We start from the raw sequence: 26,242 nt of genomic DNA on the forward strand, positions 1-26,242 counted from the left end.
ACACCGTGCACTCCCGGTGAGACGACGGCACCACTTCGTGGAGGTGTGCCCTGCCTCCCCTCCCGCACTACCCGACCGTCGACGAACTGGGCGCGCGGGCCGCCGCCCTCGTCGCCCGGCATCCCCGCGCCGCCCGACTGCGCCGCGTCGGCGTCTCCCGAGCGGGCATCCCCCTGTGGCTGCTCAGCGTCGGCCGCGGCAGCCGTCAGGCCCTCGTCGTCGCAGGACCGCACGCCAACGAGCCCGTGGGCGGCGCCACCGTGCTGCGCCTGGCCGAGCGCGCCCTCGCCGACCCCCGGCTCACCGAGGGCGCCGACGCCACCTGGAACCTGCTGCTCTGCCTCGACCCCGACGGACTGCGCCGCAACGAGCGCTGGCTGACCGGCCCGTACACCCTCGGCCACCACTTCCGGAACTTCTTCCGGCCCGGCTTCCTGGAACAACCCGAATGGCTGCCCGACGGCGCCGCTGCCGCCGCGCTGCCCGAGACCCGCGCCCTGCTCGCCCTCCAGGACGAGCTGCGGCCGTTCCTCCAGTGCTCCCTGCACGGAGTCGACGTCGGCGGCGGCTTCGTCGAGCTCACCCGTGACCTGCCCGGCCTCGACCGGCGGGTCGCGGGCATCGCCGCCCGGCTCGGCGTCCCGCGCGAGCTCGGCGCCTACGACGCCCTGTACTGGCCCGGCCTCGGCCCCGCCGTCTACCGCATCCCGCCCCCGCACCGCCGTGACCTCGCCGCCGCCATCACCGAGGCCGCCGTCGAGTCGACGTGGTTCCACCCGCACCGGCACGGCACCGTCACCGCGGTCGTCGAGGCACCCATGTGGGGAGTGGCGGCCGTCGCCGACGGCTCCCCGGCCGCCGGCGCGGAGGCGGAGCTGCGCTCCGTCAGCCGCACCCTGCGCCAGGACACCCTGCTGCTGGCCGGGCTCACGGCCCGCGTCCGGCCGTATCTCACCGGCGTGCCCGACGCGGCGCGGCTGCTCGCCCCGGTCGACGACTATTTACTGGTCTGCCCCGGACTCGCCGACGCGTGGGACCCCGACAGAGGGAACGATTCTGCGCAGCCGCTGCCGACCATGACCACCGCCCGCCTCACCGCCCTGCGCCTCGCCGGGCTGCGGCTGGCCCTGCGCACCGCGGGGCTGCTGCACCAGCTGGTGACACGGGCCGGGCGCGATCCGGCGGGGGCGCTGCCGGAGCTGGACCGGCTGATCGACGCGCGGTGCGCCGACTACCGGGACGTCTTCGGGGCACGCTGGATCGCGGTCGCGCGCCAGGCGGAGTACCAGGCGCGGGTCGTGCTCGCCGCGTTCGAGCTGGCCGTGCGCGACCCCTTCCGTTCGGGTGAGCCGGGCTGGGGTCCGGGGACCGCCGTGCCGATGCATCGGGAATGACGCACACCTCACTGAAAGCGGTACGGGCGGGCCTGCTCGCCGCCCTCGTCCTGCTCGCCTGCACGGCCCCCGCGCGGGCGGAGGGCGAACAGCCGGCCGAGGAGAGCCGGCTGCTGCTCACGGTCAACCCCGGCGAGACACCGGCCGTCACGGGCGGCAGCGTGCTGCGGTGCGATCCACCGAGCGGACACCGACGGGCGGCCGACGCCTGTGCGGAGCTGGCGGCGGTGGACGGCCGCATCGCCGACCTCCCCCCGAAGGAGGGCGTCGTCTGCCCGATGATCTACGCCCCCATCACCGCCCACGCGACGGGCACCTGGCGAGGCCACCCCGTCACCTACACACAAACCTTCCCAAACACCTGCACGATGACGGCCAGAACAGGCTCGGTCTTCGCCCTGACCCCCTAGCCCGCCCCCGCAGCCTGCGGGCAGTCGTGCCGCTGGGGCGGCACGGGTGGGCGCAGGCGGCACCCGGCAAGCGCCGGGCCGCGCAACCCACCCCGCCCAGCCCCAACACAGCGTCAGCGTGCCTGCTCCCGAGCATGCCGCGCCGCCGCCAACACGGTCCGCGACTGATGCTCCACCTGATGGTCCACAGGAACCCACCGCGCCCGAAACCGCGCGGCGAACGCACGACTCCAGTGGGCGACCAGCCGCTCCAGCCGCGCCGCCGCCCGCTCATCACTCCCGCTCAACGCCCGCCGCAGCATCGCCGCCGCCCTCAACGGCACCCGCCGCGCGAACGCGTCCACGCTGCCCACATACGCCCGCGTCCCGTCGGCGGGCGGTGTGCGGATCAGATCGGCGGCCAGCCCCGGCACCAGCTCCAGCCCCCAGGTGGCCGCCCGCAGCAGCGGACCGTCGGCGTCCGCGCGCCCCGGCCCCGCGTCCTCCAGCACGCGACGCACCTCCTCCGCGTCCCGCAGCAGCCGGTCCGCGAGACGGCGCATCGCCGCGTCCGGCGCCGGATGCGGTGCCGGGTCGTCCACCAGGTCGCTGGCCCACATCGGCACCTCGATCACCGCGGTCAGCCCGCCGTAGCGGTGGGCGTGGTACCAGGTGCTGTGCCGCGCGTCGTCGGTCAGGCTCGGATAGGCCGGCGCGGTCTCCGGAGCCGGCATCACATGCACGCCGGGGCCGGACGCCGGCCAGCCCGCCGCGTCCGAGGCGCCCGTCTCCACCGGGATGTGCAGCTGCGCCGCGGACTTGGCGAACGGCTCGGCCAGTCCGGGCACGTCCCTCGTCAACTGCACCCAGCTGCCGCCGAGATCGGTGCCGTGCAGGGACACCTGGAGAAACGGCCGCACCTCGTCGATGACCCGGGTCAGCGCCCGGGTCTCGGGCGGCAGCCGGTCGGGCGGCAGCACCGACGGCGCCCACTCCGGCTGCTCCGGCCCCGCGGGACGGAAGAACCCCAGGTGGTAGTCGTACAGACTCCGTGGCGCCGGCGTCACATGGAGGCTCGCCCCGTCGGGGTCCGCGCACAGCAGGAAGTGCCACGACGTGCCGTCGCGCAGGTCCCGCTCCCGCACGGTCCGCCGGGCCAGCGCCAGCAGCGTGCCCCCGCCGGCCGGCTCGTTGGCATGGGCGCCGGCGACCACCAGTACGGCCTGCGGGGCGTGCCCCACGGACAGCAGGTGCAGTGGCCGGCCCGCGCGGGAGACCCCCACCTGCCGCAGGACGCACAGACCGGGCGCCCGGACCGCCAGCGCGCGGGCCGAGGAGACCAGCTCGGCCGGTGTCGGATAGCACAGCTCCAGCAGCGGACCCACCCCCCGTCACAACCACCTGAATCCGCATTGCGCAGTACCCCACGGCGGGAGGGTGGTGTCAAGAGCATGAGAGGGAGCCTCCAGGGGGCGCCCCGGGGCATGCGGACCGGTCACGGACGGGGTCGGTCCGGGAGCCTCTCCAGCAGGGCCACCGGCAGCCGTCCGAACAGGTCCGCCACGTGCGCCTCCCCGTCGAACTCCCGTCCGGGCTCCAGCGCGTCGGTCCACCGGCCCGGCGGCAGCGGCAGCCGTGTGTCGCGCCAGCCGCCGGCCTCCGCCAGCCGCAGCGACAGGCGGGTCACGGCGGTGAGGACCTCGCCGGAGCGCACGAACGCGAGGCAGTGCGCCGCCGCGGGCCCCTCGGCGGTCAGCGGTTCGTACGACGCCGTGTCACCGAAGACGTCCGGCCGGTGCGCTCGCAGCCGCAGCGCCGCCCGCGTCACCGCCTCCTTGTCGCTCTCCCCGTCCCCGAACCGCACGGTCCGCCGGTTGTCCGGGTCCACCAGCGCCCGGTACTCGCGCTCCGTGCCCTGGTACAGGTCGGGCACCCCCGGCATCGTCAGATGAACCAGGGCCGTGCCCAGCACATTCGCCCGGATGTACGGTTCCAGCGCGGTACGGAACGCCGCCACCCGCTCGCCCGGCACTCCGCACGGCCCCGCCGCCACGAACTCCGCCACCGCTTCCTCGTACGGCGGCTCCTGTTCCGTCCAGCTGGTGTACAGCCCCGCCTCGCGCACATGCTTCAGCAGCGCGCCCTGTACCCGCTCCTCCTCCGCCGGGCCGAGCCCGAACACCGTCTGCCAGGCCGCCCACGCCAGCTGCGCGTCCGGCACGCCCTCGCCGCTCCGCGTCACGTCCGCGAGGACGTCCGCCCAGCGCTCCGGGCACTCGGTGAGGACGTGCAGCGCCGCCCGTACGTCGGCGCTGCGTTTGGTGTCGTGCGTCGAGACGACCGTCCCGGACGACGGCCAGTCGCGCTGCACACGCGCGCAGTACGCGTGGAACCGCTCCGGGGACACCGCCGGGTCGCCGGGGTTCCCGCCCACCTCCGTCGCCGACAGCAGCGGCACATAGCGGTAGAACGCCGTGTCCTCCACGGACTTGGCGCGCAGGGCCGACGCGGTCTGCGCGAACCGCGTACGGAACTCCACGTGCTCCGGCCCGTCCCCGTACCGCCCGAGCACCAGATCCCGTACGACGTCCACCGCCCCGGCCTCCTCGGGGACGGCGAAGGCGAGCCGGGCCTCGGCGGCCGCCTCCTCGGTGACGACACCGGCCGCGTCCACGGAGGGGTACGGCCGGTACACCTCCAGCCGGACCAGCAGTTCCTGGAGCGCCGTGCGCAGCGCCCACGGCGCGCGGTCGCGCAGCGCGGGCTCCGGCGAGGTCGCGCAGAGCCGGCTCGTCACCCGGGTCAGCCGGTCCACCTCGGTGGCCAGTTCGTGCGTGAGCACCTTGTACGCGGCCCGCCGCACCGTGGCGTCCCAGTCGCCGCCCCGGTCCGTCTGCGGGGCCGCGAACCGCCGGTACCGGCCCAGCAGCTCCCCGAACCCGGCCGGGTCCGTGAACAGCCCGTCCACGTGCCGCAGGGCGTCGTAGCCGGTGGTGCCGGCGACCGGCCAGGCGGCGGGCAGCGGCTCCCCGTCGGAGAGGATCTTCTCCACCACCGTCCAGCGGCCGCCCGTGGCCTCGTGCAGCCGCCGCAGATAGCCGTCCGGGTCGGCGAGCCCGTCGGGGTGGTCGACGCGCAGCCCGTCGATCACGCCCTCCCGGAGCAGCTGAAGGATCTTGCCGTGCGTGGCCTCGAACACCTCCGGGTCCTCGACCCGCACCCCGATCAGTTCGGAGATGCTGAAGAACCGCCGGTAGTTGAGCTCCGTCCGGGCCAGCCGCCACCACACCGGGCGGTACCACTGCGCGTCCAGCAGCCGCGGGAGGGGCAGCCCGGCCGTCCCCTCGCGCAGCGGGAACGCGTGGTCGTAGTAGCGCAGCACGTCGCCGTCGGTCTTCAGCCGGTCCCCCTCCTGGCCGAGCGGCCCGCCGAGCACCGGCAGCAGCACCTGCCCGCCCTGCGCCTCCCAGTCGATGTCGAACCACCGCGCGTGGCGCGACGCGGGGCCGTCCCGCAGCACCTCCCACAGGGCCCGGTTGTGCCGCGGTGACATCGCCATGTGGTTCGGGACGATGTCCACGATCAGACCGAGACCGTTCTCCCGCGCGGTGCGCGCCAGCTCCCGCAGCCCCTCCTCGCCGCCCAGTTCCTCGCGCACGCGCGCGTGGTCCACCACGTCGTAACCGTGCAGGGAGCCGGGGACGGCCTCCAGGACGGGGGACAGGTGCAGGTGGGACACGCCGAGCGAGGCCACGTACGGCACGGCGTCCGCCGCCGCGCGGAACGGGAAGCCGGGCTGCAACTGCAGCCGGTAGGTGGCCGTGGGCACCGCCGGGTCAGGTCGCTCAGAGGTCATGAGAACCTACGTACCCGCGTGACCGCATCTCGTGTCATCGCTCCTCCGTTCGGGGCCGCGAGCGGGGTGTTTTCGCCCCCGCCGCCCCTTCCCATTCCCGTCCCCCGGGGGCGCTGCCCCCGGACCCCCGCTCCTCAAACGCCGGAGGGGCTGACTTCCAGCCCCTCCGGCGTTTGAGGAGCGGGGTCTGGGGCGGAGCCCCAGGTTCGGGTCGGGAAGGGGCGGCGGGGGCGAAAGAACGTCAGGGACCGCGCCCCCTACGCGGGCCGTTGCAGCACCGTCATGCTGCGGTCCGTCAGGGTCAGCCGCGTGCCGGCCGTCACCTTAGGACCGGTCCCCGGCGGGACGCCGTCCGCGCGGGCCGTGTCCACCACCACCTGCCACTGCCGACCGTGGTCGACCGGGACGACGAAGTCCAGCGGCTTCGGCGAGGCGTTGAACATCAGCAGGAACGAGTCGTCGGTGATGCGCTCCCCGCGCTGCCCCGGCTCGGAGATCGCGTTACCGTTGAGGAACACCGTCAGGGCCGACGCCCGCGCGGAGTCCCAGTCCCGCTGGGTCATCTCCGCCCCCTCGGGGGTGAACCAGGCGATGTCGGAGAGGTCGTCGTGGGTGCCCTCCACCGGCCGGCCGTGGAAGAAGCGGCGCCGCCGGAAGACCGGGTGGTCCTTGCGCAGCCACACCATCGCGCGGGTGAACTCCAGCAGCTGACGGCGCGGGTCCTCCTCGGTGTCCTCGGCCCCGACGGGCCACTCGAGCCACGCCAGCTCGTTGTCCTGGCAGTACGCGTTGTTGTTGCCGCGCTGGGTGCGGGCCACCTCGTCGCCGTGGCTGATCATCGGCACGCCCTGGGACAGCATCAGCGTCGCGATGAAGTTCCGCATCTGCCGGGCCCGCAGCCGCAGCACGTCCGGGTCGTCGGTCTCGCCCTCGACGCCGCAGTTCCAGGACCGGTTGTGGTTCTCGCCGTCCCGGTTGTCCTCGCCGTTGGCCGCGTTGTGCTTGTCGTTGTAGGAGACGAGGTCGTGCAGGGTGAAGCCGTCGTGGCAGGTCACGAAGTTGATCGAGGCCAGCGGGCGCCGCCCGTCGTCCTGGTAGAGGTCGGAGGAGCCGGTCAGCCGGGAGGCGAACTCCGCGAGGGCGCGCGGCTCGCCCCGCCACAGGTCCCGCACGGTGTCGCGGTACTTGCCGTTCCACTCGGTCCACAGCGGCGGGAAGTTGCCCACCTGGTAGCCGCCCTCGCCCACGTCCCACGGCTCGGCGATCAGCTTCACCTGCGACACCACCGGGTCCTGCTGCACCAGGTCGAAGAACGACGACAGCCGGTCCACCTCGTGGAACTGCCGCGCGAGGGTCGCCGCCAGGTCGAAGCGGAACCCGTCGACGTGCATCTCGGTGACCCAGTACCGCAGCGAGTCCATGATCATCTGGAGGACGTGCGGGGACCGCATGAGCAGGGAGTTCCCGGTGCCCGTCGTGTCCATGTAGTAGCGGCGGTCGTCGGTCAGCCGGTAGTACGAGGGGTTGTCGAGGCCCTTGAAGGACAGCGTCGGGCCCAGGTGGTTGCCCTCGGCGGTGTGGTTGTAGACCACGTCGAGGATCACCTCGATCCCGGCCTCGTGCAGCGCCTTCACCGCCGACTTGAACTCCAGCACCTGCTGGCCCCGGTCGCCCCAGGACGCGTACGCGTTGTGCGGGGCGAAGAAGCCGATCGTGTTGTAGCCCCAGTAGTTGTTCAGGCCCATGTCCACCAGACGGTGGTCGTTCACGAACTGGTGCACCGGCATCAGCTCCAGCGCGGTCACCCCCAGCTCGGTCAGGTGATCGATGACCGCCGGGTGGGCGAGGGCCGCGTAGGTGCCGCGCAGTTCCTCCGGCAGCCCCGGGTGGCGCATGGTGAGGCCCTTGACATGGGCCTCGTAGATCACGGTGTGGTGGTACTCCGTACGGGGGCGGCGGTCGTCGCCCCAGTCGAAGTAGGGGTTGACCACGACCGACGTCATCGTGTGCGGCGCCGAGTCGAGGTCGTTGCGCCGCTCGGGCGCGCCGAAGTGGTAGCCGTAGACCTCCTCGCCCCAGCGGACCGACCCGCTGATCGCACGCGCGTACGGGTCGAGCAGCAGCTTCGCCGAGTTGCAGCGCAGCCCGTGCTCGGGCGCGTACGGCCCGTGCACGCGGAAGCCGTACCGCTGCCCGGGCATGACGCCGGGCACGTACGCGTGCCGTACGAACGCGTCGCTCTCGCGCAGCTCGACCGCGGTCTCGGAGCCGTCGTCGTGGAGCAGACACAGCTCTACTCGGTCCGCGGCCTCCGTGAAGACCGCGAAATTCGTTCCGGCGCCGTCGTACGTGGCACCGAGCGGATACGCCTCGCCAGGCCAGACCTGCATGGATACGACTCTTTCAGGTGTACGGCGCCGGGGGGACGCCTTGGCTCCGAGTGTCCCCGAGTCTCCCCGAAAGGGCGGGAACAACCTCCACCCGTCGCCGGACCTCCCACGGCCCCCGCGTCCGCCGATCCCGCTATGACTCCGCTCACTCCGGGGAGCCCGCGCGCCGGAACGATCGTGTGGACGGGGGAAGTTGAGAAACGACCCTGTCCATCGGGCTGCACCGTGCACCGCTGGCGGAGTACTCTCCTTGATCGTTGGGACGGGAGTGCTCGGGGGAGCGGAAGGCGGTGCGCGGGTGGGCTCGGGAGGGCTGGAACTGCCCCCTGGTGACGACGGTCACGAGGGGAGCAGTTCCACGGACGTCCCGCCCGGTGCGGTGTCCCTGGCACGGCCGATGGACGCGGGCTCGATCGGGCCGGAGCTGGACTGGGGCGCCGACGCCTGGCGCGAGGTGCGCACCCGCGCCCAGCGGGCCGGCCGCGCCTACATCTGGCTGAACCTGGTCGAGCAGCGGCTGCGCGCGGTCGTGGCGGCCGTGCTGCGGCCCGTGTACGAGCCGGTGCACGGCGACGACTGGGTGGTCGCCGCCGCCGGGCCCGCCGGGCAGGAGTGGGTGCAGCGCGCGGTCGCGGTGCGCGAGGTCAGCCGCCGCAAGGGCTATCTGCTCGACCCGGCCGACGACAACGTGCTGTCCTTCCTCACCCTGCCGCAGCTGCGCGAGCTGATGGTCCAGCACTGGCCCTGCTTCGAGCCGTACTTCGACGACCGCCGGGAGGTCGAGCTCGCCCTGGACGAGCTGGAGGTCACCCGCAACGTCGTCTCCCGCAACCGCGCGCTGTCCGAGGCGGTCCTCAACCAGGCCGAACGGGCCTCCGCGCGACTGCTGGAGATGCTCGGCGCGGGCGGTGACGTGCCGTCCGCGCGGCGGCTGCCCGTCGACGCGGTCGAGGACCTGGTCGGCGACCGGTACGCCGACGTCGTCGCCGTCCACCCCGACCGGGTGCGGCTGCTGCGCCAGTTCCCGGCCGAGGACATCTTCGGCGGGGCCCGCCGGCTCGACGCCCTCGGGATCGGCCTCAACCTGCTGGTGCAGAACTTCTCCGGGCGCCGACTGGTGCGGCTGGCCGAGTCCGGCTGCCGGGTGCGGCTGCTGTTCCTCAACCCGGCCTCCAGCGCCGTCAAGCGCCGTGAGCGCGAACTCGGTCTCAAGCGCGGCGAGCTGGGGCGCGCCGTCGAGATGAACATCCTCCACATGCGCCGCGTCCGGTCCCGGCTGCGCGACCCCGGCGCCTTCGAGATCCAGGTGTACGACGAGACGCCCCGCTGCACGGCCTACCTCGTGGATGGGGACGGGTCGGACGGCATCGCGGTCGTGCAGAACCATCTGCGGCGTTCCCGGGGGATGGAGGCGCCGGTGCTGGTCCTGCGCAACGGGACCAAGGTGGTCAAGCCGGGTGAGGTCGAGGAGGGTGGGCTGTTCCCCACCTATCGCGAGGAGTTCGAGCTGATGTGGGCGGATTCGCGTCCGGTGTCCTGAACGCCCGGAAGTGGCGCCGGTTGGTCCGGCCGTAATCGGAAGGCGATCCTCCGATTGTCAGTGGTGCGTGGGAGGGTGGAGACCACTGGGGGAACGCACCACACAGAAGGGGGGCAGCCCATGGGCTGGCACCGGGAGCTGCTGATCGGCTTCGACCTGGAGACGACGGGTACGGACCCGCGCGAGGCGCGGATCGTCACGGGGGCCGTGATCGAGGTCAGGGCGGGAGAGCCGATGGGGCGCCGGGAGTGGCTGGCCGACCCGGGCGTGCCGATCCCCGAGGACGCGGTTGCGGTGCACGGCATCAGCAATGAGCGGGCGACCGCCGAGGGCCGCCCCGCCGACCAGGTGGCCGACGCCATCGCCGGCGTCCTCACCGCCTACTGGAAGACGGGCGTCCCGGTCGTCGCCTACAACGCGGCCTTCGACCTGACCCTGCTCTCCGCCGAACTGCGGCGGTACGGACTGCCGTCCCTGAGCGACCGCCTGGGCGGCAGCGATCCCGCCCCGGTCATCGACCCGTACACCATCGACCGCGCAGTCGACCGCTACCGCCGGGGCAAGCGCAACCTCGAAGCGGTCTGCGCGGAGTACGGCGTCGTCCTCGACTCGGCGCACGACGCGACCGCCGACGCCCTCGCGGCGGCCCGGCTGGCCTGCGCGATAGCCGGCCGCCATCCCAAGGTGGCGGCCCTCGGCCCGGCGGAACTGCACCGCCGTCAGATCGAGTGGTACGCCGCATGGGCGGCGGACTTCCAGAGCTTCCTGCGCCGCAAGGGCGACGCGACCGCACTGGTCGACGGCACCTGGCCGCTGCGGGAGTTGGCGGGCGAGCGGGTCTGACCCGCCCGCGGGGCGGCCCGTGGGTCAGAAGGGATACCAGCGCACGGTCTCGTCCCCGTCCCGCAGGGACGCCACCCGGCGCCGGAACTCGGCCAGCGCCTTGGGGTTGCCCGGCGCGTGCTGGGCGACCCAGGCACAGCTGGCCGTCTCCCGCGCGCCGCGCAGCACCGAGCAGCCCTCCCAGGCGCGCACGTCCCAGCCGTAGGTCCCGGTGAAGGACGCGTACGCCTCGTCCGGCAGCCCGTAGCGGTCGTGGGACAGGGCCATCACCACCAGGTCGTGCTCGCGCAGATCGGCCGAGAAGGTCTCCAGGTCCACCAGGACCGGCCCGTCCGGCCCGATGTGCACATTGCGGGGCAGCGCGTCCCCGTGGATGGGGCCCGGCGGCAGATGGGGTGTCAGCGCCGCGGCGGCCGAGGCGAATCCGTCCCGCCGCTCGCGCAGATACGCCGCGTCCGCGGGATCGATCGCGTCGCCCGCCAGCCGCAACCAGCGCTCCACACCGCCCAGCAGCTCGCGGGGCGGCAGCTCGACGGGAGGAGCGGGCAGGGCGTGGACCAGCCGCAGCAGTGCGGCCAGGTCGCGGGGTTCGGCCGGCCGTACGGCCTCCGGCAGCCGGTGCCACACGGTCACCGGGTGCCCGTCGGTCAGCAGCGCCTCCGGTCGTGCCGCCCGCACCGCCGGCACGCCCTCGTCGGCCAGCCATTCCGCGATGGCCAGCTCGCGGCGGGCCCGGTCCAGCAGTTCCGCGTCGCGGCCCACCTTGACGACCAGGTCACCGACGGCGAACACCGCGTTCTCACCGAGGGCGAGCAGCCGAGCGTTTGCCGCCGCGCCGGGCAGCACCCCGGCCGCCGCCAGTACGTCCCGGGCCCGCGCCTCGTCCATCCGTCCGCCTCCGTGTCCGTCCGCATCCGACCGCCGGGATCCGGCCGGCCGTCGGCCAGTGTCGCATTCACCCAGGTCGGGCGGTGTGCGCGGGGCCGTGATCGCAAACAAGTTGCACGAGACGTCTCGTCTCGCCTATGGTCCCGGTATGACCAGTCCCGCGCACATCGCCATGTTCTCCATCGCCGCCCACGGGCACGTGAACCCGAGCCTCGAGGTGATCCGCGAGCTCGTGGCGCGTGGCCACCGGGTGACCTACGCGATCCCGCCGCTCTTCGCGGAGAAGGTCGCCGAAACGGGTGCCGAGCCCAAGCCGTGGAACAGCACGCTGCCGGGCCCGGACGCCGATCCGGAGGCGTGGGGCACCACGCTGCTGGACAACGTGGAGCCGTTCCTGAACGACGCCGTCCAGGCGCTCCCGCAGCTCATCGAGGCCTATGAGGGGGACACCCCCGACCTCGTCCTGCACGACATCACGTCCTACCCGGCGCGCGTGCTCGCCCACCGCTGGGGCGTGCCCGCGGTCTCCCTCTCGCCGAACCTCGTCGCCTGGGACGGGTACGAGAAGGAGGTCGGCGAGCCGATGTGGGAGGAGCCGCTGAAGACCGAGCGCGGACAGGCGTACTACGCCCGCTTCCACGCCTGGCTCGAGGAGAACGGGATCACCGAGCACCCGGACCCGTTCGTGGGCCGTCCCGCCCGCTCGATCGTCCTCATCCCCAAGGCGCTCCAGCCGAACGCCGACCGGGTCGACGAGAGCGTGCACTCCTTCGTCGGCGCCTGCCAGGGCGACCGCGGCGCCGAGGGCGACTGGCAGCGGCCCGCGGGAGCCGAGAAGGTCGTGCTGGTGTCGCTCGGGTCGTCCTTCACCAAGCAGCCGGCCTTCTACCGGGAGTGCGTCAAGGCGTTCGGCGACCTGCCGGGCTGGCACCTGGTGCTCCAGATCGGCCGGCATGTCGACCCCGCCGAGCTGGGTGACGTACCGGAGAACGTCGAGGTGCGTTCCTGGGTGCCGCAGCTCGCGATCCTCAAGCAGGCCGACCTGTTCGTCACCCACGCGGGGGCCGGGGGCAGCCAGGAGGGGCTGGCGACGGCCACCCCGATGATCGCCGTACCGCAGGCCGTGGATCAGTTCGGGAACGCGGACATGCTTCAGGGGCTGGGGGTGGCTCGGCATGTTCCCACGGAGGAGGCGACGGCCTCGGTGCTGAGGGCGGCGGCGCTGGCTCTGGTCGACGACCCGGAGGTGGCGCGGCGGCTGAAGGCGATCCAGGCCGACATGGCCGAGGAGGGCGGCACCCAGCGGGCGGCCGACCTCATCGAGGCGGAGCTGCCTTAGCGCAGCTGGGGGCAGTCGTGCCTGCCTCCGCCGCCGCAGCTGCGGGCAGTCGTGCCGCAGGGCGGCACGGGTGGGCGCAGCGGCACCCGGCAAGCGCCGGCGAGCGAACCCACGCCCCGGCCGCAGCTGAGGCCGGGGGAAGTTACGCAGCCCGGCGACTACGGGGTGCCGCTGCGCCCACCCGTGCCGCCCCAGCGGCACGACTGCCCGCAGTTGCGGGGCACGACTGCCCGCAGCTAAGGGGCGGGGCCGCCCGCAGCTAAGGGGCACGACTGCCCGCAGTTGCGGGGCACGACTGCCCGCAGTTGCGGAAGGGGCCCGGCGGGCATTCGCCGGGCCCCTTTCTGCTGGATCAGACCGGTACTCGTTCGCCCTCGTCGTCCCGTGCCCCCTTCGGCGCCAGCGCTTCCGGTGACTCGTCGTGGGTCAGGTCGGGCATCCGGTGCAGCCACTTCGGCAGATACCAGTTGCGCTCGCCGAGCAGCGCCATCACCGCCGGGAGCAGCACACCCCGGATGATCGTCGCGTCGATCAGCACCGCCGCCGCGAGGCCCACGCCCATCTGCTTCATCGACTGCATGGACAGCGTCCCGAAGATCGCGAACACGGCGACCATGATGACCGCGGCGCTGGTGACCACACCCGCCGTGGTGACCACACCGTGCTGGATCGCGTCCCGCGTCGTACGGCCCCGCATCCGGGCCTCGCGGATCCGGGAGACCACGAACACGTGGTAGTCCATCGACAGGCCGAAAAGGATCACGAACAGGAACAGCGGCAGCCAGGTGATGATCGCGCCGACGCCCTCCGCGCCCACCAGGGACGCGCCCCACCCGTGCTGGAAGACCGCCACGAGGATGCCGTACGCGGCGCCCACCGACAGGAGGTTCAGCACGATCGAGGTGATCGCGATCGTCAGCGACCGGAACGACAGCAGCATCAGCACGAAGGCGAAGACCACCACGAAGGCGAAGACCGGGACGACGGAGCCGACCAGCTGGTCGTTGAAGTCCTTCGAACCGGCGACCTGACCGGTGATCGGCGCCTCGACGCCGTCCACCTCGCCGAGCGTGGCGGGCCGCACCTCGTCGCGCAGCTTGTCCAGGCTCTCGCCCGCCTTGTCCTGGTCCGAGCCGCCGACCAGCGGCACATAGACGAAGGCGACGTTCTGCTGGTCGTGCAGCTTGATCTCGACCGGGCCGCGCGAGGCCCCCGAACTGATCGCCCGCTCACGGAACTCCTCGAGCGCGGACTTCACCTCGGGCGCGTTGATGTCGTTCGCCTTGACGACCACCTCGGCCGGCTCGGAACCGCCCGGGAAGGCCTCGTTGACCCGGTTGTACGTCTGCACGATCGGCAGCGAGTCACCGAACTCCTGGTCCAGCGTGAGGTTCTGCGTCTTCATCCCGACCGCGGGAGCCGCCACCGCCAGCAGCGCACCGGTGGCCACCACCACCGACAGCACCGGCCTGGCGAGGACCCGCTTCAGCACCGCCGACCAGAACCGGCTGTCATTGCCGCCGCCGGTGCGGCGCCGGCGCAGGAACGGCACACGGCCCTTCTCGACCCGCTCGCCCAGCAGCGAGAGGAGCGCGGGCAGGACGGTGACCGAACCGACCATGGCGACCGCCACGACCATCAGCGAGGCCAGGCCCATCGCCTCGAACTCGGCGATCCCGGTGAACAGCATGCCCGCCATGGCCACACACACCGTGACACCGGAGACGACGATCGCCCGGCCACTGGTCGCCGCGGCGATCCGCAGCGCCGTCTGCGCGTCCCGTCCGGCGGCCCGCTCCTCGCGCTCCCGGCGCAGGTAGAACAGGCAGTAGTCGACCCCGACGGCGAGGCCGACCAGCAGCATCACCGAGTTCGCGGTCTCGCTCATCGGCTGGAGATGGCTGACCAGGCCCATCAGACCCATCGTCGCCATGATCGCGGTGATCGCCAGGGCCACCGGCAGCAGCGCCGCCACCAGCGCGCCGAACGCGATCAGCAGGATGCCGAGCGCCACCGGCACCGCCGAGTACTCGGCCTTCTTGAAGTCGTCGCCGAACGCGTCGTCGAACGTCTTCATCATGCTGGCGCCGCCGATCTCCTCGATCCGCAGCGAGTCGTGGTCCTTCTGGACGTCCTCCACGGCGTTCAGGACCGGCTCGACCCGCTCACCGGCGGTGTCCGAGTCGCCCCGCATGTCGAACTGGACCAGCGCGCTGCGCCCGTCCTTCGAGATGGTGTCGCTCTCGTACGGCGAGGTGACCTGCGTGACCTCGCCGGTCTTCTCCACGGCCGTGACGACCGCGGTGACCGCCGACCTGAACTCGGCGTCCGTGGCCTTCGGACCACCGTCCTTGGCCTGGATCAGTACGGTCTCACTGGCCGGCTCCTCGATACCGGCGTCCTCGATGATGCGGGCGGCGGTGTTCGTCTCTCCCTTGAGCTGATCGCTGTCGCCGACGTCGACCCGGCCGGCGGCCGAACCGAGTCCCATCGCCAGCACGACGAACAGCACCCAGATGCCGACGGCCGCCCAGCGGTGCCGGGCGCTCCAGCCGCCGGCCCGGGCGGCCAATCCCCGCACCCGTGATTCTCCGTTCCCCATGACGGGCTCGCTCCCTCGCGTTCGGCAGCGACCCCCTGCCGCCACCTGACTTTTCGAAGGTATGGGCCGGATAAGCCGGTCTCGTCGTGCTGTCCGGTGAAGCTCGGAGGACCCGGGTCATCCCATCGGCGCTCACCACCTCCCCACTGGGGAGGACAGTGGCCCCCTACACGTACCCGGGACCTCGGGGCCGATGATCAGGGTTCCGGGAGCCCGCCGCCGTTTCCACAAGGTTGTTGAATAAGTCACAGGGGCGTGTACCGGTTGATCCGGACCCCACCGGTCCGCCAGAGTGCCGAGCAGTCCGCCCGTCGCGGACCCGGCCGTCGTGCCCACCCCCACGGGGCACGACGGCCGTCCTAGGGTGTGTGCCCATGGCGACGAGATACGCGGCGCTGCTGCGCGGGATCAACGTGGGCGGCAGCAGGAAAGTCCCGATGGCGGAACTGCGCACGCTCATGGAGGGCCTCGGCCACGAGGGCGTGCGCACCCATCTCCAGAGCGGCCAGGCGGTGTTCACCTCCGCGCACGGCGACGAGGAGTCGCTCGCCGCCGAGTTGGCCGGGGCGATCGAGCGGCACTTCGGCTTCCCCGTCGACGTGATCGTGCGCGACCACGCCTATCTGAAGGCGATCGTGGACGCCTGCCCGTTCCCGGCCGCGACGCTGGAGGCCAAGCAGCTCCACGTCACCTACTTCTCGGCGCCCGTCACCCCCGAGCGCTTCGCCGAGATCGACAAAGCGGCGTATCTGCCCGAGGAGTTCCGCCTCGGCGACCGCGCGCTCTACCTGTACGCCCCGAACGGCCTGGGCCGCTCCAAACTCGCCGAGCACCTGGCCAAACCCCGCCTCAACAAGGGCGTGATCGCCACCAGCCGCAACTGGAACACGGTGGTGAAGCTCGTCGAGCTCACCGGGGACTGACCAAGTGGCCCAGGGAGAAGACGCGGAAGTGGGCCAGGACGCCGGCGAGGGTCCCGCATAGGTTCGGCGGCATGACGAACGAACCGGCGCCCACGCGCGTCGACTGCTACTTCGACCCCGCCTGCCCCTTCGCCTGGATCACCTCCCGCTGGCTGCTGGAGGTCGAGCGGGAACGCCCCCTCGATCTGCGCTTCCGTGTGATGAGCCTGTATCTGCACAACCTCGGCAACGAACTGCCCGACTGGTACCGGGACCTGGTCGACCGCTCCATCGGCCCGGTGCGGGTGGCGGTGGCCGCCGCCGAACGGCACGGCGAGAAGGTGCTGCGCGACCTCTACACCGCGCTCGGCACCCGCATCCACGAACGCGGCGCCGAGGACTTCGACACCGTGATCGCCGAATCCCTCACCGAACTCGGCCTGCCGGGCGACCTGGCCGCCGCCGCGCACGACCCGGCGTACGACGACGCCGTGCGCCGCAGCCACGAGGCGGGCGCCGAAGCGGACTCGGGCGCCTACGTGGGGACGCCGACCCTCCATGTCGACGGCACCGTGTGGTTCGGACCCGTGCTGAGGGCCGTTCCCCGGGGAGAGCGGGCGGCCCGGCTCTTCGACAGCTTCCGGACGCTGGCCACCGAACCCGACTTCTTCGAGCTCAAGCGGACCCGGACGGGCGGCCTGTCCTTCGACTGAGCCCGGTGAGCCGATCAGGCCCCGACCGCCGCGAGCCGCGGCACCCGCGCCTCGTCGTACCGGTCGAGGAGCAGCCGGGCCACCTCCGGCGCCGGGCCCAGGACGTCCGCGAGGACGTCAGCCCCGGCCGCGCCCCGGGCGATACGGTCCGGGAGGAAACCGGGGGCCAGCACGTACGGCGCGACGGCGACGCGTTCGCAGCCGAGGGCGCGCAGCTCGCGTACCGCCTGCTCGGTGCGGGGGAGGGATGCGGAGGCGAACGCAGGCCGCACGGCGCACCAACCGGTGTGCCGCCACTCCCGCGCGATTGCTGCGATCACTGCGATCGCCTCCGGGTCGGAGGACCCCGCCGAGGCCAGGACGACCCCGGTCGAGGACTTGTCGGCGGGCGTGAGGCCCGCCTCGTACAGCCGGCGTTCCAGCGCCGAAAGGAGCAGCGGGGAGGGGCCCAGCACCTCGGCCTGGCGGATCCGCAGCCTGGGCGGGGCCTCCGCCAGTACCGCCGGGATGTCCGCCTTGGCGTGGAACGCGCGGGTCAGCAGCAGCGGGAGGGCGACCACATCGCGGACGCCCTCCGCGTCCAGGGACTCCAGCACCCCCTTGACGGAGGGCAGGTTGAAGTCCAGGAACCCGGTCTCCACGCGCAGCCCCGGCCGCAGCGACCGCACCCGGCGCACCAGGGCGTGCACGGTCGCGGCGTGCCGCGGATCGCGGCTGCCGTGGGCGACGACGAGAAGTACCGGACGGCGCATGGTGTCCCTCAGCCCTTCACCAGCAGGCCGCGGCTGCGCAGCACCCACCGCTCCAGCGGACTGAAGATCAGCAGGTCGATGGCGATGCCGACGGTCAGGATCAGCAGGATGGCCTCGAACACCATCGCCATGTCACTGGCGTTGCGCCCGTTCTCCAGCAACTGCCCGAGGCCCACGCCAAGGTCCGGGAAGGAGGCGATGATCTCCGCGGCCATCAGCGAACGCCAGGAGAACGCCCAGCCCTGCTTCAGACCCGCCACATAGCCGGGCAGCGCGGCCGGCAGCACGATGTGCCAGGTGCCCTTCAGGCCCGTCGCGCCCAGCGTCCGGCCGGCCCGCAGGAACAGCGGGGGCACCTGGTCGACACCGGAGACCAGGCCGTTGGCGATCGAGGGGACCGCGCCGAGCAGGATGACGGCGTACATCATCTGGTTGTTGAGACCCAGCCAGATCACCGCCGGCGGCACCCACGCCACCGACGGCAGCGACTGGAGCCCGGACAGGATCGGGCCGATCGCGGCACGCACGAACTTCACCCGCGCCACCAGCAGCCCCAGCGGGGTCCCGATCAGCAGCGCGAAGAAGAAGCCGAGCAGACCGCGCGAGACGCTGGTCCAGATGTAGCCGAGCAGCTCGCCCTGGAGCCATGCCTCCCGGAGCACGTCCCACACGGCCCCCGGCGAGGGCAGCTTGCTCGGATCGTCGACGATCTCGAACGAGACCAGGGCCTGCCACACCGCCAGCACCAGGGCGATGGCGATGACCGGCGGCAGGATCTTCTCCGTGAAGGTCTGCCGGAACGGCTTGCGGCCGGTCTGCACCGTCTCCAGTGCGTCGAGCCCCGCCTCCAGACCGGCGAGGTCGCCCCCGTCCTTGTCCTTCGCGGTCGTCTCAGTGCTGGCCATGACGGCGGATCTCCCCACGGAGTTCTTCGGTGATCTCGACGGACAGTTCCGCCACGGCGGTGTCCTCGATGCGACGCGGATGCGGAATGCCGACCGTCCACTCACGGGCGATCCGGCCCGGACGGGACGACAGCAGCACCACCCGCTGCGCGAGCCGCACCGCCTCACGCACGTTGTGCGTGACGAACAGGACCGACAGCTGCGTCTCGCGCCAGATCCGGGTCAGCTCGTCGTGCAGCACGTCCCGCGTGATGGCGTCCAGCGCCGCGAACGGCTCGTCCATCAGCAGCAGTTTGCTCTCCTGGGCGATCGCCCGCGCCAGCGCCACGCGCTGCCGCATACCGCCGGACAGCTCGTGCACCCGCTTGCCGTGCGCGCCCTTCAGCCGCACGAGTTCGAGCAGCTCCTCGGCCCGCTCCCGGCGCTCGTTCTTCGGAACGCCCCTGAGCTTCAGGGCGAGTTCGATGTTCTTGCCCGCGGTCAGCCACGGGAAGAGCGCGTGCTCCTGGAACATCAGGGCCGGCCGGCCGTCGGTGCTGATGGTCCCGGCCGAGGGGCGGTCGAGCCCCGCGACCAGGTTGAGCAGCGTCGACTTGCCGCAGCCCGAGGCACCCAGGAGGGTGACGAACTCACCGGGCGCGACATCGAGGGTGATGTCGTCCAGCACGAGCTGCTGCCCGGCGGGGCCGGCGAACGACTTCGAGACATGCTCGATCCGGGCGGCCTGCGTGGCCGCCTCGGTGCCGTCGGCGGCCTTGGCGAGGGTCGTGGCCATGGTCGTCACCTCCTGGGAACTCTGCGTGATCCGGGCTTACTTGGTGCCGAGTCCGGCGTCGTCGACGGCCGGCTCACCGGAGGCCTCGAGGACCTTGTTGAGCAGCGTGAGGTCGTAGATGCCGTTCAGATCGGGCTTCTCCAGCAGGCCCGCCTTGACGGCGTGCTCCGCCTGGGCGTCGAGCGTGGCGGCCAGCGGGTCGTCGATGAACGTGATCGACTCCCACGCCGGGTCGAGCACCTCGGCGGGCAGCGCCTTGCCGGAGTCGGCCTCCAACTGCTCGTTGGCGGCGGCCTTCGCCTCGTCCGGGTTGGCCTTGATCCACTTGTTGGCCTCGACGGACGCCCTCAGCACCGCCTCGACGGCCTTCGGGTGCTCCTTCAGGAACTGCTGGCGCACGATGATGTTCGTGATCACGAACTTCTCGTCCGGCCACAGCGTGGCCTCGTCCAGCAGCACCTTGCCGCCCTGCGCGACCAGCTTCGAAGCGGTCGGCTCCGGCACCCAGGCGCCGTCCACCGACCCGGCCTTGAACGCGTCCGGGGTGACCTTGTTGTCGCTGCGGACGACCGTGACGTCGCCCTTGCCGCTCTGGGCGTCGACCTTCCAGCCCTGCTCGGCGACCCAGTTGAGGAACGCGACGTCCTGGGTGTTGCCGAGCTGGGGGGTCGCGATCCGCTTGCCCTTGACGTCCTTCAGGGACTTCACCTTGTCCGGGTTCACCACGAGCTTGACCCCGCCGGACGCCGAACCGCCGATGATCCGCAGGTTCTTGCCGCCGGACTTGGTGTAGCCGTTGATGGCTGGGGACGGGCCGATGAAGCCGATGTCGATGGACCCGGAGTTGAGCGCCTCGATCTCCGACGGCCCCGCGTTGAAGATCGCGTACGTGGCCCTGGTGGCGCCGAGTTCCTTCTGGAACAGGCCCTTCTTGTTCCCCACCAGCGCGGTGCCATGGGTGAGGTTGCCGAAATAGCCGATCTTGACGGAGTCGAGTCCGTCGATCTTCTTCGCCCCGGCGGCGACCTTGGCGGTGTCGTCGTCCTTGGCCTGGGAACCGTAGCCGCAGGCGGCCAGGGTGAGCAGCGGGAGCGCGGCTATCACCGCGAGGGTACGGCGCAGGGCGGATGTGGCAGGCACGGGAGGCTGTCCTCTCGGAGGCCCGGCGGTCACGGTCTGTCAGGTCGTGGCCGGGAAGTCGGCGGGTTTTCGTCTACGGCGGTGGGGGGTGAGGGCGCGCGAGCGGTGCGCGTACGTCATCGCGCACATCGGGCCACCCCGCCCTGCCCGCTGCCGAGGGCGCCGCTGCCGACGCGGCCGCCCTCCTTCGCGAACATCGAGTAGAAGTCGTGGGAGTTCATCGTCAGAAGTCCCATCCGTCGTCGTCGGCCTCGTCCTTGACGGGTTCCGGCGCGGCGAAGGACTCACCGACCATGCCGGCGGTGAGCGTGGTGCCGTCGCTGGGGTCGATGAGGATGAACGAACCGGTGCGCCGCGAGTCCGAGTAGGAGTCGGCGGGCAGCGGTTCGGCGGTACGGATCTTCACCCGACCGATGTCGTTGGCGGTGAGCTGCCCGGGGTGCGGGTGCAGCGACAGGTCGTCGAGCGTCAGCCGGGACGGGATGTCCTTCACGATCGCCTTGACGGTGCGGGTGCCGTGCTTGAGCAGCACCCGGTGGCCGACGGTCAGCGGCTGGTCGGCGACATGGCACACGGTGGCCTCGACGTCCTGCGAGGTGGCCGGCGCGTCCTTGCTGGGGACGATCAGGTCCCCGCGGGAGATGTCGATGTCGTCGGCCAGCAGCAGCGTCACCGACTGCGGGGTCCAGGCGATGTCCACCGGCTTGCCCAGCAGGTCGATGCCGGTCACCGTCGTCGTCCGCCCGGACGGCAGCACGGTCACCGAGTCGCCGACGCGGAAGGTGCCCGCGGCGATCTGGCCGGCGTAGCCCCGGTAGTCGGGGTGCTCGGCGCTCTGCGGCCGGATCACGTACTGCACGGGCAGCCGCGCGTGGCAGTGCGCCAGATCGTGGCTGACCGGGACGGTCTCCAGGTGCTCCAGCACCGTCGGGCCGCCGTACCAGTCCATGTGCGCGGAGGGCTCCACCACGTTGTCGCCAACCAGCGCGGAGATCGGGATCGCGGTGACCTCGGGGACGCCCAGCTCGGTCGCGTACGCCGTGAACTCCTCGGCGATCTGCGCGAACACGCCCTCCCGGTAGTCGACCAGGTCCATCTTGTTGACGGCGAGGACGACGTGCGGCACCCGCAGCAGGGCGGCGATGGCGGCGTGCCGCCGGGTCTGCTCGACGACCCCGTTGCGGGCGTCGACCAGGATCACCGTCAGCTCGGCCGTGGAGGCGCCCGTGACCATGTTCCGCGTGTACTGCACATGGCCGGGGGTGTCGGCGAGGATGAACCGCCGCCGGGGCGTGGCGAAGTAGCGGTAGGCCACGTCGATGGTGATGCCCTGCTCCCGCTCGGCCCGCAGACCGTCCGTCAGCAGCGCGAGGTCGGGCGTCTCCTGGCCCCGGCTCGCCGACGCCCGCTCCACGGCCTCCAGCTGGTCGGCGAGGACCGACTTGGAGTCGTGCAGCAACCGGCCCACCAGGGTGGACTTGCCGTCGTCGACGGAACCGGCGGTGGCGAACCGCAGCAGGGTGGTGGCCGAGAGTTCCTCGGTCGTGGTGGTGCTCATCTCTAGAAGTACCCCTCGCGCTTGCGGTCTTCCATCGCGGCCTCGGAGAGCTTGTCGTCGGCGCGGGTGGCGCCGCGCTCGGTGAGCCGGGAGGCGGCGATCTCGGTGATCACCTTCTCGATGGTGTCGGCGTCGGAGTCCACCGCGCCGGTGCAGGACATGTCGCCCACGGTCCGGTAGCGCACCAGCCGCTTCTCGACGGTCTCGCCGTCCTTCGGGCCGCCCCACTCACCGGCGGTCAGCCACATGTTGGAGCGGCGGAACACCTCGCGCTCGTGCGCGTAGTAGATCTCCGGCAGCTCGATGCCCTCGCGGGCGATGTACTGCCACACGTCCAGCTCGGTCCAGTTGGACAGCGGGAAGACGCGGACGTGCTCACCCGGGGCGTGCCGGCCGTTGTACAGGTTCCACAGCTCGGGGCGCTGGCGGCGCGGGTCCCACTGGGAGAACTCGTCGCGCAGCGAGAACACCCGTTCCTTCGCGCGGGCCTTCTCCTCGTCCCGGCGCCCGCCGCCGAACACGGCGTCGAACCGCTCGCTCTGGATCTTCTCGGTGAGCGGCACGGTCTGGAGCGGGTTGCGGGTGCCGTCCGGGCGCTCCTTCAGCACCCCGCGGTCGATGTAGTCCTGCACGGACGCGACGTGCAGCCGCAACCCGTGCTTGGCGACCGTGCGGTCCCGGTAGTCGAGGACCTCGGGGAAGTTGTGCCCGGTGTCGACGTGCAGCAGCGAGAAGGGGACCGGCGCCGGGGTGAACGCCTTCAGCGCCAGGTGCAGCATGAGGATGGAGTCCTTGCCGCCGGAGAACAGGATCACCGGCTTCTCGAACTCGCCCGCCACCTCGCGGATGATGTGCACGGCCTCGGACTCGAGGGCGTCCAGGTGGGAGAGGGCGTACGGGCTGTCCGTACCCTCCTCGACGGTGGCGACGGTCGTCATGCCAGTCCCCTTTCGCTGAGCAGGGCGTACACCGACGCCGCGGACTCCTGCACGGTCTGGTTCTGGGACTCGATCCGCAGATCGGGCGTCTCGGGCTCCTCGTACGGGTCGTCCACTCCGGTGAGCCCGGTGAGTTCGCCCGCCGCCTGCTTGGCGTACAGCCCCTTCACATCGCGTACGGAGCACACCTCGACCGGGGTCGCCACATGCACCTCGACGTACGGCGTGCCGTTCGCCTCGTGCCGCTTGCGGACCGCGTCCCGGCTGTCCGCGTACGGCGCGATGACCGGGACGAGCGCGATGACGCCGTTGCGGGCGAGCAGTTCGGCGACGAAGCCGATGCGCTGCACGTTGGTGTGCCGGTCCTCGCGGCCGAAGCCGAGGCCCGCGGAGAGGAACTCGCGGATCTCGTCGCCGTCGAGCACCTCGACCCGGCGGCCCTGCTCGCGCAGCCGGCCGGCCAGTTCGTGGGCGATGGTGGTCTTGCCCGCACTCGGCAGACCCGTGAGCCAGACGGTGGCTCCGGTCGTCACGTGGTTCTCCTGGTTCGTCGAAGGCGCGGTCATGGTCAGCCGTGCAGTCCGCACTCGGTCTTGGAACGGCCCGCCCAGCGGCCGGCGCGCGCGTCCTCGCCCTCCAGCACCCGGCGGGTGCAGGGCGCGCAGCCCACGGAGGCGTAGCCGTCCATCAGCAGCGGATTGGTGAGGACGCCGTGCTCGGCGACGTACGCCTCCACGTCGTCCTGCGACCACCGCGCGATGGGGGAGATCTTCACCTTCCGCCGCTTCTCGTCCCAGCCGACCACCGGGGTGTTGGCCCGGGTGGGGGACTCGTCGCGGCGCAGGCCGGTCGCCCAGGCCACGTACCCCTCGAGGCCCTGCTCCAGCGGCTGGACCTTGCGGAGCTTGCAGCACAGGTCGGGGTCGCGGTCGTGCAGCTTCGGGCCGTACTCCGCGTCCTGCTCGGCGACCGTCTGCCGGGGGGTGAGCGTGATGACGTTGACGTCCATCACGGCGTCCACTGCGTCCCGGGTGCCGATGGTCTCCGGGAAGTGGTAGCCGGTGTCGAGGAAGACGACGTCGACGCCGGGCATCGCGCGGGAGGCGAGGTGGGCGACCACCGCGTCCTCCATCGAGGAGGTCACGCAGAACCGCTTGCCGAAGGTGTCGGCGGCCCACTGGAGGATCTCCAGCGCGGAGGCGTCCTCCAGGTCCCGGCCGGCCTGCTCGGCCAACGCCTTCAAGTCCTCGGTGGTGCGCTCTTCCTGAACAGCCGTCATGTCCGGTCCCCTCCCGTGTCGGATCGCTCAAGTCCCCGGGCGAGCAGCCCGAGGAACTTCAGCTGAAAGGCTCGGTTGCACGCGCCGCATTCCCACGCGCCGTGGCCCTGCTCGCCCGGACGCAGGTCCTCGTCCCCGCAGTAGGGGCAGTGGAACGGCACCGCACGCTCGCTCACGACAGGGCCTCCTCCGACGCGCGGCCGACCCAGGTCGCGAACCGCTCGCCGTCCTCGCGCTCCGCCTGGAAGCGCTTCAGCACCCGCTCGATGTAGTCCGGCAGTCCGTCCGCGGTGACCTTCAGGCCCCGCACCTTGCGGCCGAAGCCGGCCTCCAGGCCGAGCGCGCCGCCGAGGTGGACCTGGTAGCCCTCGACCTGCTCGCCCCGCTCGTCGAGCATCAGCTGGCCCTTGAGACCGATGTCCGCGGTCTGGATACGGGCGCAGGCGTTCGGGCAGCCGTTGAGGTTGATGGTGAGCGGTTCGTCGAAGTCCGGGATGCGGCGCTCGAGTTCGTCGATCAGCGCGGCGCCGCGCGCCTTGGTCTCGACGATGGCGAGCTTGCAGAACTCGATGCCGGTGCAGGCCATGGTGCCGCGCCGGAACGGGGAGGGCCGGGCGCTGAGGTCCAGTGCCTCCAGGGACTCCACGAGGGAGTCGACCCGGTCCTCCTCGACATCGAGGATGATCATCTTCTGTTCGACGGTGGTCCGCACCCGCCCCGAGCCGTGCGCCTCCGCGAGGTCGGCGATCTTGGTGAGGGTGGTGCCGTCGACCCGGCCGACGCGCGGGGCGAACCCGACGTAGAAGCGGCCGTCCTTCTGGCGGTGCACACCGACGTGGTCGCGCCACTGCCGCACCGGCTGCTCGGGAGCGGGCCCGTCGGTCAGCTTGCGCCCCAGGTACTCGTCCTCCAGCACCTGGCGGAACTTCTCCGCGCCCCAGTCGGCGACCAGGAACTTCAGACGGGCCCGGTTGCGCAGCCGGCGGTAGCCGTAGTCCCGGAAGATCGACAGGACGCCCTCGTAGACGTCGGGCACGTCCTCGATCGGAACCCACGCGCCGAGCCGCACGCCCAGCTTGGGGTTGGTGGACAGTCCGCCGCCCACCCACAGGTCGAAGCCCGGCCCGTGCTCGGGGTGGCGGACGCCGACGAACGCGACGTCGTTGATCTCGTGCACCACGTCGAGGACGGGCGAGCCCGAGATGGCCGTCTTGAACTTGCGGGGCAGGTTCGAATACGCCTTGTTGTTCAGGACCCGGCGCTTCATCTCCTCCAGCGCGGGAGTCCCGTCGATGATCTCGTCCTCGGCGATGCCCGCGACCGGGGAGCCGATCATCACGCGGGGCGTGTCACCGCAGGCGGTGACCGTGGACAGTCCGACGCCCTCCAGCCGGTCCCAGATCTCGGGCACGTCCTCGATGCGGATCCAGTGGTACTGGACGTTCTGCCGGTCGGTGATGTCGGCGGTGCCGCGCGCGAACTCCTGCGAGATCTCGCCGATCACCCGCAGCTGACGGGTGGTCAGCGCGCCGCCGTCGATGCGCACCCGCAGCATGAAGTACTCGTCGTCCAGCTCCTCCGGCTCCAGGATCGCGGTCTTGCCGCCGTCGATCCCGGGCTTGCGCTGGGTGTACAGCCCCCACCAGCGCATACGCCCGCGCAGGTCACTGGGGTCGATCGAGTCGAAACCCCGCTTGGAGTAGATCGTCTCAATGCGTGTCCGCACATTGAGACCGTCGTCGTCCTTCTTGACCTGTTCGTTGCCGTTGAGCGGGGTGAAGTGACCCGCGGCCCACTGACCCTCGCCGCGGTGACGGCTCACCTTGCGGCGGGGAGTCGTGGCGGCAGGCTTCTGCGGGGTGGCGGCCATGGTTGATACGTCCTTCGGGACAGGCGGGAATGCGGCTCTGACCTGCGCATACGGGCGCACGGATTCATGTGCGCGTCATTGCGCGGGGAGTGAGGTGAAGAGGGCTGTGTCGGGCGGTGCTGGGTGCTCTCAGCGCGCCGGACAGATGGCGCTGGACATGCGGCCGAGG

General features: G+C 71.8%; 22 protein-coding genes. 7 read left to right on the forward strand and 15 right to left on the reverse strand.

Annotation, left to right across the window (positions count from 1 at the left end; genetic code table 11):
* Nucleotides 1–50 precede the first annotated feature (50 nt).
* Both ACZ470_RS36655 and ACZ470_RS36660 read left to right on the forward strand, forming a co-directional pair.
* Nucleotides 51–1,394 carry a M14 family zinc carboxypeptidase gene (locus ACZ470_RS36655; protein ID WP_468434300.1) on the forward strand — a complete coding sequence of 448 codons (1,344 nt, stop codon included), beginning with the start codon at nucleotides 51–53 and terminating at the stop codon, nucleotides 1,392–1,394.
* The gene (locus ACZ470_RS36660) at nucleotides 1,391–1,804 is read left to right on the forward strand and encodes an SSI family serine proteinase inhibitor (RefSeq protein WP_468434279.1); all 414 of its coding nucleotides are present in this window, start codon (nucleotides 1,391–1,393) and stop codon (nucleotides 1,802–1,804) included. Before ACZ470_RS36655 ends, ACZ470_RS36660 begins: the two co-directional genes overlap by 4 nt.
* A 113-nt stretch (nucleotides 1,805–1,917) precedes the next feature.
* Here ACZ470_RS36660 and ACZ470_RS36665 read toward each other — a convergent pair whose 3' ends face one another.
* The 3 genes from ACZ470_RS36665 to glgX all read right to left on the reverse strand — a co-directional run bounded on the left by ACZ470_RS36665 (nucleotide 1,918) and on the right by glgX (nucleotide 8,029).
* Complete coding sequence (locus ACZ470_RS36665) at nucleotides 1,918–3,168, reverse strand: M14 family zinc carboxypeptidase (protein WP_468434280.1); 1,251 nt, start codon at nucleotides 3,166–3,168, stop codon at nucleotides 1,918–1,920.
* Nucleotides 3,169–3,278: 110 nt separating this feature from the next.
* Nucleotides 3,279–5,639 (reverse strand): malto-oligosyltrehalose synthase, encoded by a 2,361-nt coding sequence (gene treY / locus ACZ470_RS36670; RefSeq protein WP_468434281.1) that lies wholly within the window; start codon nucleotides 5,637–5,639, stop codon nucleotides 3,279–3,281.
* A 257-nt stretch (nucleotides 5,640–5,896) separates the two neighbouring features.
* Nucleotides 5,897–8,029, reverse strand: a complete 2,133-nt coding sequence (gene glgX / locus ACZ470_RS36675) for a glycogen debranching protein GlgX (RefSeq protein WP_468434282.1) — start codon at nucleotides 8,027–8,029, stop codon at nucleotides 5,897–5,899.
* Between the two features lie 268 nt (nucleotides 8,030–8,297).
* Here glgX and ACZ470_RS36680 point away from each other — a divergent pair, with 268 nt between their 5' ends.
* Together ACZ470_RS36680 and ACZ470_RS36685 are read left to right on the forward strand one after the other, a co-directional pair.
* Nucleotides 8,298–9,569: an SAV2148 family HEPN domain-containing protein gene (locus ACZ470_RS36680; protein WP_468434301.1), complete on the forward strand. Its 1,272-nt coding sequence runs from the start codon at nucleotides 8,298–8,300 to the stop codon at nucleotides 9,567–9,569.
* Between the two features lie 120 nt (nucleotides 9,570–9,689).
* The gene (locus tag ACZ470_RS36685) at nucleotides 9,690–10,412 is read left to right on the forward strand and encodes an exonuclease domain-containing protein (RefSeq protein WP_468434283.1); all 723 of its coding nucleotides are present in this window, start codon (nucleotides 9,690–9,692) and stop codon (nucleotides 10,410–10,412) included.
* Nucleotides 10,413–10,436: 24 nt separating this feature from the next.
* On the opposite strand, the gene ACZ470_RS36690 is transcribed toward ACZ470_RS36685, so the two are convergent.
* Nucleotides 10,437–11,300 (reverse strand): phosphotransferase enzyme family protein, encoded by an 864-nt coding sequence (locus ACZ470_RS36690; protein ID WP_468434284.1) that lies wholly within the window; start codon nucleotides 11,298–11,300, stop codon nucleotides 10,437–10,439.
* Nucleotides 11,301–11,448: 148 nt separating this feature from the next.
* On the opposite strand from ACZ470_RS36690, the gene ACZ470_RS36695 reads away from it, so the two are divergent.
* Complete coding sequence (locus tag ACZ470_RS36695; RefSeq protein WP_468434285.1) at nucleotides 11,449–12,639, forward strand: glycosyltransferase; 1,191 nt, start codon at nucleotides 11,449–11,451, stop codon at nucleotides 12,637–12,639.
* Between the two features lie 352 nt (nucleotides 12,640–12,991).
* On the opposite strand, the gene ACZ470_RS36700 is transcribed toward ACZ470_RS36695, so the two are convergent.
* A complete protein-coding gene (locus ACZ470_RS36700) occupies nucleotides 12,992–15,241 on the reverse strand; it encodes an MMPL family transporter (RefSeq protein WP_468434286.1) in 2,250 nt (749 codons plus the stop codon).
* A 374-nt stretch (nucleotides 15,242–15,615) separates the two neighbouring features.
* Here ACZ470_RS36700 and ACZ470_RS36705 point away from each other — a divergent pair, with 374 nt between their 5' ends.
* Together ACZ470_RS36705 and ACZ470_RS36710 are read left to right on the forward strand one after the other, a co-directional pair.
* Nucleotides 15,616–16,164 (forward strand): DUF1697 domain-containing protein, encoded by a 549-nt coding sequence (locus ACZ470_RS36705; RefSeq protein ID WP_468434287.1) that lies wholly within the window; start codon nucleotides 15,616–15,618, stop codon nucleotides 16,162–16,164.
* A gap of 71 nt (nucleotides 16,165–16,235) precedes the next feature.
* Nucleotides 16,236–16,856: a mycothiol-dependent nitroreductase Rv2466c family protein gene (locus ACZ470_RS36710; RefSeq protein WP_468434288.1), complete on the forward strand. Its 621-nt coding sequence runs from the start codon at nucleotides 16,236–16,238 to the stop codon at nucleotides 16,854–16,856.
* 14 nt (nucleotides 16,857–16,870) lie between these two features.
* On the opposite strand, the gene ACZ470_RS36715 is transcribed toward ACZ470_RS36710, so the two are convergent.
* The 10 genes from ACZ470_RS36715 to ACZ470_RS36760 form a co-directional block, all read right to left on the reverse strand.
* Nucleotides 16,871–17,608 (reverse strand): sirohydrochlorin chelatase, encoded by a 738-nt coding sequence (locus tag ACZ470_RS36715; RefSeq protein ID WP_468434289.1) that lies wholly within the window; start codon nucleotides 17,606–17,608, stop codon nucleotides 16,871–16,873.
* An 8-nt stretch (nucleotides 17,609–17,616) separates the two neighbouring features.
* Nucleotides 17,617–18,513, reverse strand: coding sequence for an ABC transporter permease (locus ACZ470_RS36720; RefSeq protein ID WP_468434290.1), 897 nt, complete (start codon nucleotides 18,511–18,513; stop codon nucleotides 17,617–17,619).
* On the reverse strand, nucleotides 18,500–19,288 hold the full coding sequence (locus tag ACZ470_RS36725; protein WP_468434291.1) for an ABC transporter ATP-binding protein: 789 nt from the start codon (nucleotides 19,286–19,288) through the stop codon (nucleotides 18,500–18,502). Before ACZ470_RS36725 ends, ACZ470_RS36720 begins: the two co-directional genes overlap by 14 nt.
* A gap of 36 nt (nucleotides 19,289–19,324) precedes the next feature.
* A complete protein-coding gene (locus ACZ470_RS36730; RefSeq protein WP_468434292.1) occupies nucleotides 19,325–20,428 on the reverse strand; it encodes an aliphatic sulfonate ABC transporter substrate-binding protein in 1,104 nt (367 codons plus the stop codon).
* Between the two features lie 223 nt (nucleotides 20,429–20,651).
* Complete coding sequence (locus ACZ470_RS36735) at nucleotides 20,652–21,986, reverse strand: sulfate adenylyltransferase subunit 1 (RefSeq protein WP_468434293.1); 1,335 nt, start codon at nucleotides 21,984–21,986, stop codon at nucleotides 20,652–20,654.
* A gap of 2 nt (nucleotides 21,987–21,988) precedes the next feature.
* Complete coding sequence (gene cysD / locus ACZ470_RS36740; RefSeq protein WP_468434294.1) at nucleotides 21,989–22,924, reverse strand: sulfate adenylyltransferase subunit CysD; 936 nt, start codon at nucleotides 22,922–22,924, stop codon at nucleotides 21,989–21,991.
* Nucleotides 22,921–23,457, reverse strand: a complete 537-nt coding sequence (gene cysC, locus ACZ470_RS36745) for an adenylyl-sulfate kinase (protein ID WP_468434295.1) — start codon at nucleotides 23,455–23,457, stop codon at nucleotides 22,921–22,923. The genes cysD and cysC overlap by 4 nt, the downstream gene beginning before the upstream one ends.
* A 35-nt stretch (nucleotides 23,458–23,492) precedes the next feature.
* Nucleotides 23,493–24,203 (reverse strand): phosphoadenylyl-sulfate reductase, encoded by a 711-nt coding sequence (locus ACZ470_RS36750; RefSeq protein WP_468434296.1) that lies wholly within the window; start codon nucleotides 24,201–24,203, stop codon nucleotides 23,493–23,495.
* Nucleotides 24,200–24,379, reverse strand: coding sequence for a hypothetical protein (locus ACZ470_RS36755; RefSeq protein WP_468434297.1), 180 nt, complete (start codon nucleotides 24,377–24,379; stop codon nucleotides 24,200–24,202). The genes ACZ470_RS36750 and ACZ470_RS36755 overlap by 4 nt, the downstream gene beginning before the upstream one ends.
* Nucleotides 24,376–26,073, reverse strand: a complete 1,698-nt coding sequence (locus ACZ470_RS36760) for a nitrite/sulfite reductase (RefSeq protein WP_468434298.1) — start codon at nucleotides 26,071–26,073, stop codon at nucleotides 24,376–24,378. The genes ACZ470_RS36755 and ACZ470_RS36760 overlap by 4 nt, the downstream gene beginning before the upstream one ends.
* Nucleotides 26,074–26,242 lie beyond the last annotated feature (169 nt).

The sequence above is a fragment of the Streptomyces sp. NPDC031111 genome, assembly GCF_055570675.1.